Source organism: Streptomyces sp. NPDC001406 (assembly GCF_042895285.1).
Classification (GTDB): domain Bacteria; phylum Actinomycetota; class Actinomycetes; order Streptomycetales; family Streptomycetaceae; genus Streptomyces.
This window is the reverse complement of the sequence record NZ_JBIAWG010000007.1, coordinates 496,132-511,258: the sequence shown is the minus strand read 5'-3', so window position 1 is coordinate 511,258 and position 15,127 is coordinate 496,132. Positions and strand designations below refer to the sequence as shown.

At 70.7% G+C, this 15,127-nt stretch carries 11 protein-coding genes; 8 read left to right on the top strand and 3 right to left on the bottom strand.

Annotated elements, in window-relative coordinates; genetic code table 11:
- Positions 1-413: 413 nt before the first annotated feature.
- Positions 414-863 carry a PTS glucose transporter subunit IIA gene (locus ACFY1J_RS20145; protein ID WP_363296938.1) on the top strand — a complete coding sequence of 150 codons (450 nt, stop codon included), beginning with the start codon at positions 414-416 and terminating at the stop codon, positions 861-863.
- Positions 864-941: 78 nt separating this feature from the next.
- Positions 942-2,612 carry a phosphoenolpyruvate--protein phosphotransferase gene (gene ptsP, locus ACFY1J_RS20140; RefSeq protein ID WP_390712523.1) on the top strand — a complete coding sequence of 557 codons (1,671 nt, stop codon included), beginning with the start codon at positions 942-944 and terminating at the stop codon, positions 2,610-2,612.
- Positions 2,613-2,680: 68 nt separating this feature from the next.
- On the opposite strand, the gene ACFY1J_RS20135 is transcribed toward ptsP, so the two are convergent.
- Both ACFY1J_RS20135 and ACFY1J_RS20130 read right to left on the bottom strand, forming a co-directional pair.
- Positions 2,681-3,574, bottom strand: coding sequence for a hypothetical protein (locus ACFY1J_RS20135; RefSeq protein ID WP_390712522.1), 894 nt, complete (start codon positions 3,572-3,574; stop codon positions 2,681-2,683).
- Between the two features lie 146 nt (positions 3,575-3,720).
- On the bottom strand, positions 3,721-5,688 hold the full coding sequence (locus ACFY1J_RS20130; protein WP_390712521.1) for an acetoacetate--CoA ligase: 1,968 nt from the start codon (positions 5,686-5,688) through the stop codon (positions 3,721-3,723).
- Between the two features lie 213 nt (positions 5,689-5,901).
- On the opposite strand from ACFY1J_RS20130, the gene ACFY1J_RS20125 reads away from it, so the two are divergent.
- Positions 5,902-8,262, top strand: coding sequence for a glycoside hydrolase family 31 protein (locus ACFY1J_RS20125; RefSeq protein ID WP_390712520.1), 2,361 nt, complete (start codon positions 5,902-5,904; stop codon positions 8,260-8,262).
- A 13-nt stretch (positions 8,263-8,275) separates the two neighbouring features.
- Here ACFY1J_RS20125 and ACFY1J_RS20120 read toward each other — a convergent pair whose 3' ends face one another.
- Positions 8,276-8,809: an NUDIX domain-containing protein gene (locus ACFY1J_RS20120; protein WP_390712519.1), complete on the bottom strand. Its 534-nt coding sequence runs from the start codon at positions 8,807-8,809 to the stop codon at positions 8,276-8,278.
- A 226-nt stretch (positions 8,810-9,035) separates the two neighbouring features.
- Here ACFY1J_RS20120 and ACFY1J_RS20115 point away from each other — a divergent pair, with 226 nt between their 5' ends.
- The 5 genes from ACFY1J_RS20115 (at position 9,036) to glpK (ending at position 15,109) form a co-directional block, all read left to right on the top strand.
- Positions 9,036-9,482 (top strand): Zn-ribbon domain-containing OB-fold protein, encoded by a 447-nt coding sequence (locus tag ACFY1J_RS20115; RefSeq protein ID WP_390712518.1) that lies wholly within the window; start codon positions 9,036-9,038, stop codon positions 9,480-9,482.
- Entirely contained in the window at positions 9,479-10,669 is a 1,191-nt protein-coding gene (locus tag ACFY1J_RS20110; protein WP_390712517.1) for a lipid-transfer protein, read from the top strand. The genes ACFY1J_RS20115 and ACFY1J_RS20110 overlap by 4 nt, the downstream gene beginning before the upstream one ends.
- Before the next feature lie 130 nt (positions 10,670-10,799).
- A complete protein-coding gene (locus ACFY1J_RS20105) occupies positions 10,800-12,449 on the top strand; it encodes an EAL domain-containing protein (protein ID WP_390712516.1) in 1,650 nt (549 codons plus the stop codon).
- A 377-nt stretch (positions 12,450-12,826) separates the two neighbouring features.
- Positions 12,827-13,564, top strand: a complete 738-nt coding sequence (locus ACFY1J_RS20100) for an MIP/aquaporin family protein (RefSeq protein WP_390712515.1) — start codon at positions 12,827-12,829, stop codon at positions 13,562-13,564.
- A gap of 21 nt (positions 13,565-13,585) precedes the next feature.
- Positions 13,586-15,109: a glycerol kinase GlpK gene (gene glpK, locus ACFY1J_RS20095; RefSeq protein WP_390712514.1), complete on the top strand. Its 1,524-nt coding sequence runs from the start codon at positions 13,586-13,588 to the stop codon at positions 15,107-15,109.
- Positions 15,110-15,127 lie beyond the last annotated feature (18 nt).

Sequence of the window (15,127 nt, the reverse complement as noted above, 5' to 3'; positions counted from 1 at the left end):
GGCGTTGACTTTTGGCACGCTGTTGAGTTCTCAAGGAACGGACGCTTCCTTTGTACTCACCCTCTCGGGCTTTCCTCCGGGCGCTTCCCTTCGGTGTTCCAAACTCTATCAGTGTTTTTCCGTCTCTCTGACCACCATTCCGCAGACATGCAGAAGGAGACCCTGAGATTAGGATCTGACAAGTTGGGTGCTGCTGAGTAAGGACGCGAGGTTGCGTCACTCGGTCTCAAGCAGGAGTACGACTGTACACGGGGCCCTGAAGCGCGTGCAAATCGGTTGGACTGGTGGTCTAGACCACTAGCTGATAGCTTTCATCCGGAACCCGTTGTTCATCTGTCATACGCTGCTGCTCAGCGCCCCGTCCGGGCTCACCCGCGACGGTATATACGCAGCTCCACCCTGGGAGGCTTGCCATGACCACCGTGACGTCCCCTCTTGCAGGACGCGCCATCGGACTGGCGTCCGTGCCGGATCCGGTCTTCTCCGGGGCCATGGTCGGCCCGGGCACGGCGATCGACCCCGTGCGTGAGCCGTCCGAGGCCGTGGCGCCGGTGGACGGAATCATCATCTCCCTGCATCCGCACGCCTTCGTGGTCGTCGACGAGCAGGGCCACGGTGTGCTAACCCACCTCGGTATCGACACCGTGCAGCTCAACGGCGAGGGCTTCGAACTGCTCGTCGGCAAGGGCGACACCGTGACGCGTGGTCAGGCCATCGTGCGCTGGGACCCCGCCGCCGTCGAGGCCGCCGGGAAGTCCCCGGTCTGCCCGATCGTGGCGCTGGAAGCCACTGCCGAGTCCCTCTCCGGTCTCCGTGACGACGGCGATGTGAAGGCCGGCGACAGTCTCTTCGACTGGAAGTGACGTCAGTGCCGTCGTATGACGGCCAGTAGGACAACCACCGCGGCGGCGGGACCCGCCGCACTATCGGAGACGGGTGAGATGGAGACAACGCTGCGAGGCGTCGGCGTGAGCCACGGTGTGGCGATCGGCGAGGTTCGGCACATGGGAACGGCGGTGCTGGAGCCGCCTGCCAAGCAGATACCGGTGGAGGAGGCGGAGCGCGAACAGGGGCGCGCCCGCCAGGCCGTGGAAGCTGTGGCGGCGGACCTGATTGCGCGCGGCAATCTGGCGGGCGGCGAAGCCCAGGCGGTGCTCGAGGCGCAGGCCATGATGGCCCAGGACCCCGAGCTGATCGCGGACGTGGATCGGCGAATCGCCGTCGGAAGCACGGCCGAGCGTGCCGTGTACGACGCGTTCGCCGCGTATCGGGAGCTGCTGGCGGCGGCCGGTGAGTACCTCGCCGGTCGCGTGGCCGACCTCGATGACGTGCGGAATCGTATTGTCGCCCGGCTGCTGGGGGTTCCCATGCCGGGTGTCCCGGACAGCGACGAGCCCTATGTGCTCGTGGCCCGTGACCTCGCACCTGCCGACACGGCTCTGCTCGACCCGACCCTGGTGCTCGGTTTTGTCACCGAGGAGGGCGGGCCGACCAGCCACAGCGCGATCCTGGCGCGGGCGCTCGGCGTGCCGGCCGTGGTGGCGCTGCCGGGTGCCGGTGAGCTCGCCGAGGGCACGGTGATCGCCGTCGACGGAAGCACCGGTGACATCTTCGTCAATCCGAGCGAGGAGAAGAAGGCGCAGCTCCAGGCCGCGGCGGCGGAGCGCAAGGCCGCGCTGGCGGCCTCGACCGGGCCGGGTGCCACCTCCGACGGGCACACGGTGCCGCTGCTGGCCAACGTCGGCGGTCCGGCCGATGTACCGGCCGCCTTGGAGGCGGGCGCCGAGGGTGTCGGTCTCTTCCGCACCGAGTTCCTCTTTCTGGACGACAGCAAGAACGCGCCGTCGGAGCAGAAGCAGGTCGACGCCTACCGACAGGTCCTTGAGGCGTTCCCCGAGGGCCGTGTCGTCGTGCGTGTGCTGGACGCGGGTGCGGACAAGCCGCTGGACTTCCTGACTCCGGCGGACGAGCCGAACCCGGCGCTGGGCGTGCGGGGTCTGCGGACGCTCCTCGATCACCCCGAGATCCTGCGCACCCAGCTGACCGCGCTGGCGAAGGCCGCGGAGGGGCTGCCGGTCCACCTCGAGGTGATGGCCCCGATGGTCGCCGACCGGGCCGACGCGAAGGCGTTCGCCGATGCGTGCCGCGAGGCGGGGCTGCGGGCGAAGTTCGGCGCGATGGTGGAGATCCCGTCGGCCGCTCTGCGGGCGCGCTCGATCCTGCAGGAGGTCGAGTTCCTGTCACTGGGCACCAATGACCTCGCGCAGTACACGTTCGCCGCCGACCGGCAGGTGGGTGCGGTGTCGCGGCTGCAGGACCCGTGGCAGCCCGCGCTGCTCGACCTGGTCGCGCTGTCCGCGGAGGGCGCGAAGGCCGAGGGCAAGAGCTGTGGTGTGTGTGGCGAGGCCGCGTCCGACCCGCTGCTGGCCTGTGTGCTGACGGGTCTGGGGGTCACCTCCCTCTCCATGGGTGCGGCGTCCCTTCCTTATGTCCGGGCGACGCTGGCCAAGTACACGCTGGCCCAGTGCGAGCGCGCCGCGTCGGCCGCACGGGCGGCGGACAGCGCCGAAGAGGCGCGCAGCGCGGCCCAGGCGGTGCTGTCCGGCGAGTAGGCACGCCGGCCACCGACGGTGGTTGGTTCAGGGGCGCTCCGCCTGCGGGTGGGGCGCCCCTGGTGTGTTCAGTGGCGGTGTCCGGGTGTCGTGTCCCCCTGTCCGAGGTCGGGTGGGGCGCAGTAGTCGACGCCGGATTCGGGGGCGATGAGGTCGCCGGATTCGATGTCGGTGCAGTAGGCGTCGAAGACCTCGCCCGCGGTGAGGGGTTCGAGGCCGTCTCCGCGCAGGCGCCAGCCGTAGATCCGGTCGGTGGTTCCGGGGGCGCTGGTGCGCATGACGAGTCCGCCGGGGCTGTGGGTGGCGATGCCCAGGGCGAGGACGGTGGTGAATTCGAGGGCCTCCGCCTCGTCCAGGTGTGTGTCGCCGTCGGTGTCCTGGTCGGCATGGAGGACGGAGACGAGGGTTTCCGGCGGGCCCGAGACGCTGCAGACGAGGTGCCGGTCGCCGGGTGGGGCCGTTTCGATGATGCGGGCGAGGAGTTCGGCGGCGTGGGTGAAGGCGGCTCGGCCGATGTCCTCGCCGCAGGTGGGGCAGGGGCCGAGGCGGGCCAGCAGGGTGCTCGCGTACTCCCATGTGGCCTGTCGGACGGCCTCGTCGACGAGGGCCGGCACGAGTTCGTCGAGGGCCTGGCCCTCGTAGGGGACGGTGGCGCCCGTGGCGGCCAGTTCCGCCGTGAAGCGGGCGCGGCTTGTCGGGGCGTCGGGGTCGAGGCCGGTCTCCGCGCAGAAGTCGGCGTATTCCTCGGGGTCGAAGAGGGCCAGGGTGGTGTGGCTGCCCTGTGCGGCGCGGATCCTGAGCAGGGCCTCCATCTGCTGGAGATAGGTGGTGTGGTCGTCGAAGGTGAAGCTGCGGTAGCGCCGCATGGCGCGGAAGTCGTGCTCATCGGTCAGCAGGCCGATGGTGCCCGCGATCTCGCGGCGCAGAACGCGTCGCATGGTCTGGTGGTCGGTGTGCGCCATGTTTCCCCCTGTGCGCAGTCGATCAATGCTCACTCACAGTAATCGGGAGCACTGACAACGGGGGTCGCTGGGGCCAGCCTCGGACTTTGCCGCTGCTGGGTGAGTCCGAGGCCGCCCGTGGAGACCGACCGGATCGTGTGGGGAGGTCAGGCGCGCTTGCGGGCCAGGTCCTCATAGAAGTCCAGCAGGTCCAGGTTGTCGATGGAGCCGGGGTTGACCGCCTTTTCCAGGGGTGTGCCCTGGAGCAGGCGCTTGACCGGGACCTCGATGCGCTTTCCGGTGAGGGTGTGCGGGACGCCGGGCACCTCGATGATCTCGTCGGGGACGTGGCGCGGCGAGAGCTGTTCGCGGATGGCCTGCTTGATGCGGTTCAGGAGTGCCTCGTCGAGGACGGCTCCGGGGACGAGGTGCACGAAGAGCGGCATCCAGTAGCCGCCGTCGGGCTGTTCGATGCCGATGACCAGGGATTCCTTGATCTCGGGGAGTCGTTCGACGACCTCGTAGATGTCGGCCGAACCCATGCGCACGCCTTGGCGGTTGAGGGTGGAGTCGGAGCGGCCGTGGATGACGACGGAGCCCCGTGAGGTGACGGTGATCCAGTCGCCGTGGCGCCAGACGCCGGGGTAGGTGTCGAAGTAGCTGTCGTGGTAGCGGCTGCCGTCCGGGTCGTTCCAGAACCGGATCGGCATCGAGGGCATGGGGTTGGTGACCACCAGCTCGCCCACCTCGTCGACGAGGGGGCTGCCGCTCGGGTCCCAGGACTGCAGGTCGGTGGCCAGGCTGGGTGCCTGGAGTTCGCCGATGTACACCGGGAGCGTCGGTACGGCTCCCGCGAAGCAGGAGCACACGTCCGTGCCGCCACTCACGGAGGCGATCCACAGGTCGTCGCGGACCTCGTCGTGCAGCCAGCGGAACCCGTCGGGCGGCAGGGGCGAGCCGGTCGTGGCGACGCACTGCACCTTGGAGAGGTCGTAGTCGCGGGACGGGTGGACGCCCGCCTTGCGGCAGGCCATGACGTACGCGGCCGAGGTGCCGTACAGGGTGGCTCCGGTGCGTTCGGCGATCCGCCACTGGGCGCCGGTGTCCGGGTAGCCGGGGCTGCCGTCGTACAGGACGATCGTGGTGCCCGTGAGCAGGCCGGAGACGAGGAAGTTCCACATCATCCAGCCGGTCGAGGTGTACCAGAAGAAACGGTCCTCGGGGCCCAGGTCGCAGTGCAGGCCGAGCTGTTTGAGGTGCTCGACGAGAATGCCGCCCTGGGACTGGACGATGGCCTTGGGCAGGCCGGTCGTGCCCGAGGAGTAGAGCACCCACAGGGGGTGTTCGAACGGGACCTGCTCGAAGACGGGCTCCGTGTCGGCGGACGTCAGGGCCGACCACTCCAGGGCGCCGTCGGGTGCGGTGCTGCCGAGGAGCGGGATGTGGACGACGGCGCGCAGGGTGGGCAGTTCGCGGCGCAGTTCGGTGACGATCTCGCGGCGGTCGTGCTCCTTGCCGCCGTAGCGGTAGCCGTCCACGGTGAACAGGACGACGGGCTCGACCTGCTGGAAGCGGTCCAGGACGCTGCGGGCGCCGAAGTCGGGCGCGCAGGAGGTCCACACGCCGCCCACGGCCGCCGTGGCGAGGAGGGCGACGACGGCCTGGGGGATGTTCGGGAGGTAGCCGCTGACACGGTCTCCGGGGCGTACGCCGAGAGCGCGCAGTTCGGCGGCCAGGGAGCCGACCTGGCGGCGCAGTTCGGACCAGGTCACCGGGATCGGCTCGTGGGTCTCGTCGACGTACAGAAGCGCTGGTTCGTCCCCGCGGGTCTCGGCGGCGCGCAGGGCGTGCTCGGCGTAGTTCAGGGTCGCCCCGGGGAACCACTGCGCACCGGGCATCGAGCGGTCGCCCAGCACGCGCGCGTAAGGCGTGGAGAACCGTACGTCGAACCACTCCGTGAGGGCTTTCCAGAACGTGTCCAGCTGGTCGACGGACCAGCGGTGAAGGGCCGCGTAGCCGCCTTCGGCGGGGGCGCCGTGGTGCTCGGCGGCCCAGGCCTGGAACCTGGTGATGCGTGCCTGGGCGATTCGCTCCGGATCTGGTTGCCAGAGCGGCAGGGGGTTCGCGGTCGACATGGGGCGGCTCCCGGACTGTGCGCGTTGTGGGCGTCGGTCGCGCACGGGCTGGGTTGTGCGCGTGACGCGGCTGACAGGGACGATGCCATGTGATCGACTTCTACACCAGGGTGCCCCCCACATAGTCCGTGTCGTGAAGATGTGGTCCTAGCACGGGTGAACGGCAGTTGAACGACACGCACGCGTGGGGCGGTCAGTGGCAGGGTGAACAGCATGGACGGTCGTGACCTGGTGCGTTCGGTGAAGGTGGTCGGTTCGACGGGGGCGGCTCAGGGTTTGCGTACCGTACGGGCCGCGTGGCGCAGGAGGCGTACCGACGCCGCAGGGCTGCCGCCGCGCGGTGTCGAGCGCGCGCGTGTGCCCGGGCCGGTACGGGGCGCGGAGCCCGGGCCGGGGGGCGGTGTCATCCACTTCAGCCGGTCCGAGCTGCGGATCGTGGTCGCCGTGAACGGGGCCGTCTTCTGGGGCTGGGACGGGGCGGGCCCCGAGCCGTCGTACGCGCTCGCGGGGCACTGTCCCGAGCCTGATCCGCGGGCGGTGCTGGAGCCGGACAAGGACGGCGGCTGGCGCGTCGTGGCGGAGCGCGCGACGGTCGTGGTCTCGCGGCACGGCGCCGTCGAGGTGTGCACGCCCGGCGGCGTGACGCTGCGGCGGGATCTGCCCCCGCGGTGGTGGGAGCCGGTCGGCGGTGGCACGGCGCGCTGGATGCAGCGCTCGGAGGTGGCCGCCGACGCGCGTTTCTTCGGACTGGGCGGCCGCGCGTCGGGGCTCCGGTTGCGCGACGGGACGTACCGGCTGTGGAACACCGACCCGGGGCATGCCTTCGGCCCCGGTGACGATCCGCTGTACATCACGATGCCGGTGCAGTTGGTGGTGGCGGACGCGGCCACGCATCTGGTGTTCCACGACTCCTCGTGGGACGGGACGGTGACGCTGCGGGAGGGTGAGGAGGGTGCCGGCTCCGGCCATGACCGGGCCGGGCGGTGCGAGCTGCGGATGGAGGGCGGTCCGCTGCGCTGCTGGGTGATCGTGGGTACCCCGGCGCGCGTGCTGCACGCCTGGGCCTCGCTGACCGGGGCACCCGCGCTGCCGCCGGAGTGGGCGCTGGGTCACCATCACGCGCGCTGGGGGTTCGGCAGCGAGGACGAGGTGCGGCGGATCGTCGCGGGCTACCGGGAACGCGGTCTGCCGCTGGACGCCGTCCATCTGGACATCGACCACTACGACGCGCACCAGGTGTTCACCGTCGACCAGGAGCACTTCCCCAAGCTGCCGGGGCTCGCGGAGGAGCTGCGGCGGGACGGGGTCAGGCTGGTGTCGATCGTCGATCCCGCGGTGAAGGCCGCGCCGGGCAACGCCGTGTACGACAGCGGGAAGGCCGTGGACGCCTTCGTGCGGGACGCCTCGGGGCGGACGGTGCGGGGCGTGGTGTGGCCCGGTGAGTCGGTCTACCCGGACTTCACGCACGCGCGCGTGCGGAAGTGGTGGGGCGGGCTCTACGAGGAGCGGCTCGCGCAGGGTTTCGCCGGGTTCTGGCACGACATGAACGAGCCCACGTCCTTCACGGCCTTCGGCGAGTCGACGCTGCCGCGTTCGGCGCGGCACTCCCTGGAGGGTCGCGGCGGCGACCACCGGGAGGCGCACAACGTCTATGCCCTGTGCATGGCCAGGGCCGGCTACGAAGGGCTGCGTGAACTGACCCCCCAGCAGCGGCCGTTCCTGTTCTCGCGCTCCGGCTGGGCCGGAATGCAGCGGTACGGGGGCACGTGGTCCGGGGACGTGGCCACCGGATGGCCGGGGCTGCGCGCGTCCCTGTCGCTCGTCATGGGGCTCGGGCTGTGCGGTGTGCCGTACTCGGGACCGGACGTGGGCGGGTTCGACGGGAGCCCGTCACCTGAGCTGTTTCTGCGCTGGTTCCAGCTCGGCGCGTATCTGCCGCTGTTCCGGACTCACGCGAGTCTGCGGGCGGGGCGCAGGGAGCCCTGGGAGTTCGGTGCCGAGGTACTGGAGCACGCGCGCGTGGCACTCGTCGAACGCCGGCGTCTGCTGCCGTACTTCATGACACTGGCGCATCTGGCCCGCCGTACCGGTGCGCCCTATGTGCGGCCGCTGTGGTGGGGGGCGCCGGAGGACAGGGCGTTGCGCGACTGCGAGGACGCGTTCCTGCTGGGCGACTGCCTGCTGGTGGCGCCGGTGCTCGATCCGGGCGCGGACCGGCGTGCGGTGCAGCTGCCCCGGGGACGCTGGTACGACACGGCGACGGGGCGCGTCCACGAGGGCCCCGGGCAGGTCCTGGTCGACGCCCCTTTGTCGCGGATTCCGGTTCTCGCGCGCGCGGGGGCCGTGCTGCCCGTGCGGGGTGGCGACGGCGCGCTGGAGCTGGAGGTGTGGGCGCCCGCGCGTGGGCGGACCGGCGGCGGGCTGGTCGTGCCGGACGCGGGCGACGGGTGGGACGAGCCGGAGGTCGAGCGCTATGTCACCCGCTGGGAGGGCCGGCGGGTGGTGGTCACGCGGGAGGGCGAGGACGGCGTGAGCGAGTCGCCCTACCCGGTGCGCATACGAGGGCTGGGGTGAGTGAGCGCCGGGCTCAGTACCGGCCCTCGAACCATGCCCGCGCGGCCAGCGTGTGCAGCGGGAAGGCGAGTTCCTCCGGCCTGCGCAGCAGATGCCAGCCCTCGGTCTCGTCGGTCGCGTGGGAGGCCGGGAGTCCCTCGGCCGGTCGTTCCGGGAGGAGCCCGAAGAGCAGCAGGTGCCCGTCGGGTGAGCTCATCGCGTCGACGAGCCGTACGTCGCGGCTCACGGCGTCGATGCCCGTTTCTTCCTTGAGTTCCCGGACGACTGCCTGCCGCCAGTCCTCGCGGTCGTCGATGTAGCCACCGGGCAGTGCGGTGCTCCCGCGCGCGGGAGCGATGTTGCGGGTGATGACGACCAGGGCGGTGCCCTTCGTGTCGTACACGGGCTGAAGTGCGATCGCGACCGGCAGGGGGTTGCGATAGGCGATGATCCCGCAGGCCGGACAGGTGCGGGGCCAGCCGGAGACTCCGTCTCCGTAGGGCGCTCCGCAGCTCGAACAGTGCGAGCCTTGAGCGGAGTTGGCGGTTGGGTGCTGAATTTCGGACACGCGCGGACTGTATCCGATCGCAGGAACGGCGTCTTCCGCTCGCCGACAGGTGCTGAAACGAACGAAACAGGAGGGGCGGCCGGAATCACCCCCGTCGGCCCCGCCCGCCCCTCCCGATACCACGACGCCGGAAGCGAGCATCCGGTTCGCCCGCGCGGCCTGCCGATTCACGGTTGCCCGTGGCACACTTCTGACGTTCCGTCAGATTCGGCGTTCTGGAGGGGCTTTGACGCGCACACGCACGCCCGCGGTCTCCGGCTGGTTCACCGGCGAAGGGGACGCATTCCGGCTTCTCGGCACGCGGTGTTCGGCCTGTACCTCGGTCTTCTTCCCGCGCGAGGACATCCACTGCCGCAATCCGGCGTGTTCCGGCGGCGACCTGGAGGAGGTGCCCCTGTCGCAACGAGGACGGATCTGGTCGTACACGAACAGCCGGTACCGGCCTCCGTCACCCTATGTGAGCGATCCGGAACTTCCGTGGGAACCGTACGCGTTGATCGCGGTGGAGCTGGAGTCCGAACGGATCGTGGTGCTGGGACAGGCGGTTCCGGGCGTGACCGTCGCCGATCTGACGGTGGGCATGGAGGTGGAGGTCGTCCCCGGAGTGCTTCACGAGGACGCTGAGACGACCTGGACGACCTGGCAGTGGCGGCCGACGGGGGTGACGGCATGACAGTGGACGTGGCGGTGCTCGGTGTGGGCATGCACCCCTGGGGCAAGTGGGGGCGCGGCTTCGTCGAGTACGGGACGGCGGCGGCGCGCGCCGCGCTGGCGGACGCGGGCCTGAGGTGGCAGGACATCGGCTCGATCGTGGGCGCGGACACGGTGCGTGGCGGATATCCGGGCTATGTCGCGGGCGCGACCTTCGCGAAGGCCCTGGGCTGGCAGGGAGCCCGGGTCACGAGCGTGTACGCGGCCTGCGCGTCCGGGGCGCAGGCGGTCGCCGCGGCTCGGGCGCAGATCCTCGCCGGTCTCGCGGACACGGTGCTCGTGGTCGGGGCGGACGCTGCGCCCAAGGGCTTCTTCCGGCCTGCCGGCGGCGACCGGCCCGATGATCCGGACTGGTTGCGTTTCCGGCTGCTGGGGGCGACGAACCCGGCGTACTTCGGGCTGTACGCGCGACGGCGGATGGCGGTGCACGGCGACACCCCGGAGGACTTCGCCCTGGTCAAGGTGAAGAACGCCGCCCTGGGGGCGCTGAACCCGTATGCGCGCTACCGCAAGCGGGTCACGGCCGAGGAGGTCGCCGCCTCGGCCGTGGTCGCCGATCCGTTGCGACTGCTCGACATCTGCGCGACCTCCGACGGCGGGGCGGCACTGGTGCTGTCCAGTCTGGATTTCGCCCGACGGCACGGCGTCGAGCGACCGGTGCGGATCAGGGCGGTGTCCACGGTCACGCCGCGGTATCCCAGTACGGTACTGGACCTGCCGGACATCGCCACGGACTCGGCCGTGGCGGTGGAGCCACCCGAGGACACGTTCCGGGCGTCGATCGCACGGGCCGCCTACGAGGAGGCTGGCATCGGCCCCGAGGACCTGTCCCTGGCCGAGGTCTACGACCTGTCCACCGCCCTGGAGCTGCAGTGGTACGAGGATCTGGGGCTGTGCGCCGAGGGCGAGGGCGCGAAGCTGCTCCGGGAGGGCGCGACGGCCTTGGGCGGGCGCATACCCGTGAACGCCAGCGGCGGGCTCGCCTCCTTCGGAGAGGCGGTGCCGGCCCAGGCACTCGCCCAGGTCTGCGAGCTGACCTGGCAGTTGAGGGATGCCGCGGGCGACCGGCAGGTAGCCGGAGCACGCGTGGGCATCACGGCCAACCAGGGGCTGTTCGGGCACGGTTCCTCGGTGATCGCGGTGCGGTGACCGGGGATGCCGAAAGCCGTGTGACGAGCGGGTCGCGCGACAATCCTACGCTGTGTGATCGACCCGGAATGCTGCGTGAACGTCTTATGAACTGGGCCTGGGCGTGCCCCGGCGGCGCAATCATGCTGCCGTGTACTCCTGGACGGACACTCTCCGCTTCGCCTTCCAGCCGGTGGTCAATCTGACGACCGGCGGGATCGCCGCATTGGAGATACTCGCCCGCCCGGAGACCGGCGACATCCTGGCCGAGGCCCGTCGCGACCCCGAACTCGACGGCAGTCTGGCCGTGTTGGCTCTCCGTGCGGCAGCTCGCAAGCAGACGCTGCTTCCGTTGCACGTCAACGTGTTCGCAGCCACGCTAGCCGACCTCGGCGGCCTCACCCGGCTGTACGAGGCCGTGCGCGAGGCCGGGCGCATGCCGTGGGAGGTGACGCTCGACATCGTCCCGCCCTACACGCACGTGCCCCAACGGGCGCTGCTGGAGGCGGTGGCCACGCTGCGCGGCCAAGGGTTCCGGATCAGCGCGGACGGCATCGGGGACGGGGACGTACCCCTGCGGCTGCTCACCGATCTGGCCCCCGACCTGGTCAAACTGGATGCCTCCTTGCTGACCCGGCCGGCCGCCGTGCGGGCGATGCGGACGCTGTGCGAGCAGCTCGATGCCCTGGTCGCGGTCGAGGGCGTGGAGACCGAATTGCAGTGCGGGGCGGCGCTGTCGGCCGGGGCGCAGCTGGCGCAGGGCGAGCTGTTCGCACCACCGGCCCGGATCCCCGCGTCGGACGTATACGTTCCGCCCCGATTCCCGAGCGCCGCGGCCCTTCCGCGGCCGGGGCCCTCGGTGCTGGATTTCGTGCGGCCCGCCGCGCTTCTGCCCGTCACCGCGTCGGCGGGTCAGGTGCGTGCGCTGCTGACCGGCTCGCCGGACGTGTCCGGGGTACTGCTCGTGGACCGGGCCGGGGCGCCGGTCCGGTCGGTGCACCGCTCCCGGTTCCTGCTGTCGATGTCGGGCCGCTACGGACACGCCCTGTACGCCGACCGGCCCGCCGCGAAGCTCGGGGACGCGCCGCGCACGGTCGGCGTGGACGCCACCGCCTGGGAGGTGCTCGACGTGGTGGCGGTCGGCGGCCGGGACCGTACCTCGGACGATGTGGCGGTCGTCGACCGTCAGGGGCGGTGCGTGGGCGTCGTACGGCTCGCGGATCTCGTACGGGCGCTGGCCGAGAGCCGGGTCGAGGAGGCGGCCGGGCTCAATCCGCTGACCCGGCTGCCCGGTTCGGACGCGATCACCGGTGAGGTGGACCGGTGGCTCGCGGGCGGCCGGACCTGCGCGCTGAGCTGGCTGGACATCGACCACTTCAAACAGGTCAACGACGGAGCCGGGTTCGCCGCGGGCGACGAGCTGATCCGGTCGGTGGGGCGGGCCCTGCAGCACGCGGCGTCCGGGACCACGCGCGTGGGGCACATCGGCGGGGACGACTTCCTGGTGCTCGCCGACGAGGACGGGCTGGATCCGGTGGTCTCCGCCGTGCTCGACGCACCCTGGTCGGTGGGCGGCCGTCCCGTCACGCTGTCCCTCGCCACCGTCGTGTGTCTGCCGGGCAGCGTCACCGACCACCGGCAGGCCGCCGCGTGTCTGGCGCCGCTGAAGAAGGCCGCGAAGGCGCTGAGCGGGGCCAGTTGGGTGCTGGGGAGAGCGGGACTGCCCGGGCACGAAATACGGCGGGGTACGGGGGTGAGGGCCGCCCAGACCGGGTACGCGGCCGTGGAGCGCCTCGGCTGACCGGCCGCCCCGGCGTGCCCTCGTCGACCGGGGGACGCGGGGCCGAACGGCCGCCCCTGTGCGTCCGTCGAGGGTTCACGGTGCCCGGGCGAGCGGCTGTCACCGTTGCCGTCCACGACCTTGACGCTCTGAAGACGCCGGTGAACACTTCCCGGTGTCGGTCGACATCGCCGTACATTCTCGGCGTTATCAGGCACTGCGCCGCGGGCCGCTCCTGAGCCATGGCCCGTTCCCCGCTGGCGATTCGACCGCGACGGCACGCTCGTCACGGACGCCGGGCGGGGCGCGGGACCCTCCTCGCTTTCGGCTGAAGTCGCCAAGGGAACCGTTCCAGCTCGGACCACCGGGGTCGGCCCGGCCAGCGTCTAGGAGCCGCCATGAGCAACGGAGACATATTCGTCGGCGAGATCATCGGTACCGCCATCCTGATCCTCTTCGGTGCCGGGGTCTGTGCCGCCGTCACCCTCAGATACTCCAAGGCACGCGCCTCGGGGTGGGTCGTGATCGCGTTCGGCTGGGGATTCGGTGTGCTGGCGGGCGCGTACACCGCCGCTCCCCTGTCCGGCGGGCACCTCAACCCCGCCGTCACCATCGGTATCGCCGTGGACACCGGAAAGTGGGACAAGGTCTGGGTGTATCTGCTGGGCCAGCTCGTCGGCGCGATGCTCGGCGCCGTGCTGGCCTATCTGGTCTACCTCGCCCAGTTCCAGGCGAACGTCCACAAGGAGGGATCCTCGGAGGAACCGACTCCGACCCTCGGCATCTTCTCCACCATCCCGGAGATCCGGAATCCCGTCGCCAACCTCATCACGGAGATCATCGCGACGACGTCGCTGGTCCTGCCCATCCTCGCGTTCGGGCTGACCAAGGGACTCGGCGAGTCCGGCACCACCGTGCTCATCGTCTCGCTGCTCGTCGTCGGCATCGGACTCTCCCTCGGCGGGCCCACCGGCTATGCCATCAACCCGACGCGCGACCTCGGCCCGCGCATCGTGCACACCTTCCTGCCGATCCCCAACAAGGGGACGTCCGACTGGGGTTACGCCTGGGTCCCGGTCGTCGGCCCACTGATCGGCGGAGCGCTCGCGGGCCTCATCTACAACGTAGCCTTCTGACCCAGCGACCAAGGGGTAGCCATGACGGACACCGTCGAGAAGTACGTTGCCGCAATTGACCAGGGCACCACCTCGAGCCGCTGCATCATCTTCGACCACGGCGGCGCGATCGTCGCCGTCGACCAGCGTGAACACCGCCAGATCTTCCCCAAGCCGGGCTGGGTGGAGCACGACGCCACAGAGATCTGGTCCAAGGTGCAGGCCGTCGTGGCCGGTGCGCTCGCCAAGGCCGGGCTGCGCGCCGACCAGCTCAGCGCGCTCGGCATCACCAACCAGCGCGAGACGACGGTCCTGTGGGACCGCGCCACGGGCAAGCCCGTGCACAACGCGATCGTCTGGCAGGACACCCGCACCGCCGCCCTGTGCAACCAACTCGGCGGCAAGGACGGCCAGGACCGCTTCCGTGAGCAGACAGGACTGCCGCTGGCCAGCTACTTCTCCGGGCCCAAGGCCGCCTGGCTGCTGGACAGCGTGCCGGGGCTCAGGGACCGTGCCGAGCGCGGCGAGATCGCCTTCGGGACCATCGACTCCTGGCTGATCTGGAACCTCACCGGGGGCACCGACGGCGGCCGGCACGTCACCGACGTGACGAACGCGGGTCGCACCATGCTGATGAACCTGGAGACCCTCCAGTGGGACGCGTCCATCCTGACCGCGATGAACGTGCCTGAGGCCGTCCTGCCCGAGATCAGGTCCTCGGCGGAGGTGTACGGCACCGCCGTCGGCCAACTCGCCGGTGTTCCCGTCGCGTCCGCTCTCGGCGACCAGCAGGCGGCCGTGTTCGGGCAGGCCTGCTACGACGTCGGAACGGCCAAGAACACCTACGGCACCGGCAGCTTCCTGCTGCTCAACACCGGCAACCGGCCCGTGCCCTCGAAGAGCGGTCTGCTGACGACGATGGGCTACAAGATCGGCAGCGAGGCACCGGTCTACTGTCTGGAGGGGTCCATCGCGATCACGGGCGCGCTGGTCCAGTGGTTCCGCGACCAGCTCGGAATCATCCGTACCGCCGACGAGATCGAGCCACTGGCGGCGAGCGTCGAGGACAACGGCGGCGCCTACATCGTGCCCGCCTTCTCGGGCCTGTTCGCACCCTACTGGCGCTCGGACGCGCGCGGGGTCGTCACCGGCCTGACCCGGTACGTCACGAAGGCACATCTCGCGCGCGCGGTACTGGAGGCGACGAGCTGGCAGACGCGCGAGGTCGTGGACGCCATGTTCCAGGACTCCGGCGTGCACATCACCACCCTGAAGGTCGACGGCGGCATGACGAAGAACAACCTGCTCATGCAGCACCAGGCCGATGTGCTCGGCGTGCCGGTGATCCGGCCCAAGGTCTCCGAGACGACCTGTCTGGGCGCCGCGTACGCGGCCGGCCTCGCGACCGGTGTGTGGAACGACCTCGACGAACTGAAGTCGCACTGGCAGAAGGACGTGGAGTGGACGCCCGCCATGGAGGCGTCGGTGCGTGACCGCGAGTACCACAACTGGCGCAAGGCCGTGGAGAAGAGCTTCGGCTGGCTGGAGGACGGCGACGGCCAGTAGGGATCGCACAGGACCCCG

Excerpts from the sequence above, each read along its gene's own strand:
- ACFY1J_RS20145 (WP_363296938.1), top strand. The coding sequence starts at position 414 with ATGACCACCGTGACGTCCCCTCTTGCAGGACGCGCCATCGGACTGGCG.
- ptsP (WP_390712523.1), top strand. The coding sequence starts at position 942 with ATGGAGACAACGCTGCGAGGCGTCGGCGTGAGCCACGGTGTGGCGATC.
- ACFY1J_RS20135 (WP_390712522.1), bottom strand. The coding sequence starts at position 3,574 with ATGGCGCACACCGACCACCAGACCATGCGACGCGTTCTGCGCCGCGAG.
- ACFY1J_RS20130 (WP_390712521.1), bottom strand. The coding sequence starts at position 5,688 with ATGTCGACCGCGAACCCCCTGCCGCTCTGGCAACCAGATCCGGAGCGA.
- ACFY1J_RS20125 (WP_390712520.1), top strand. The coding sequence starts at position 5,902 with ATGGACGGTCGTGACCTGGTGCGTTCGGTGAAGGTGGTCGGTTCGACG.
- ACFY1J_RS20110 (WP_390712517.1), top strand. The coding sequence starts at position 9,479 with ATGACAGTGGACGTGGCGGTGCTCGGTGTGGGCATGCACCCCTGGGGC.
- ACFY1J_RS20100 (WP_390712515.1), top strand. The coding sequence starts at position 12,827 with ATGAGCAACGGAGACATATTCGTCGGCGAGATCATCGGTACCGCCATC.
- glpK (WP_390712514.1), top strand. The coding sequence starts at position 13,586 with ATGACGGACACCGTCGAGAAGTACGTTGCCGCAATTGACCAGGGCACC.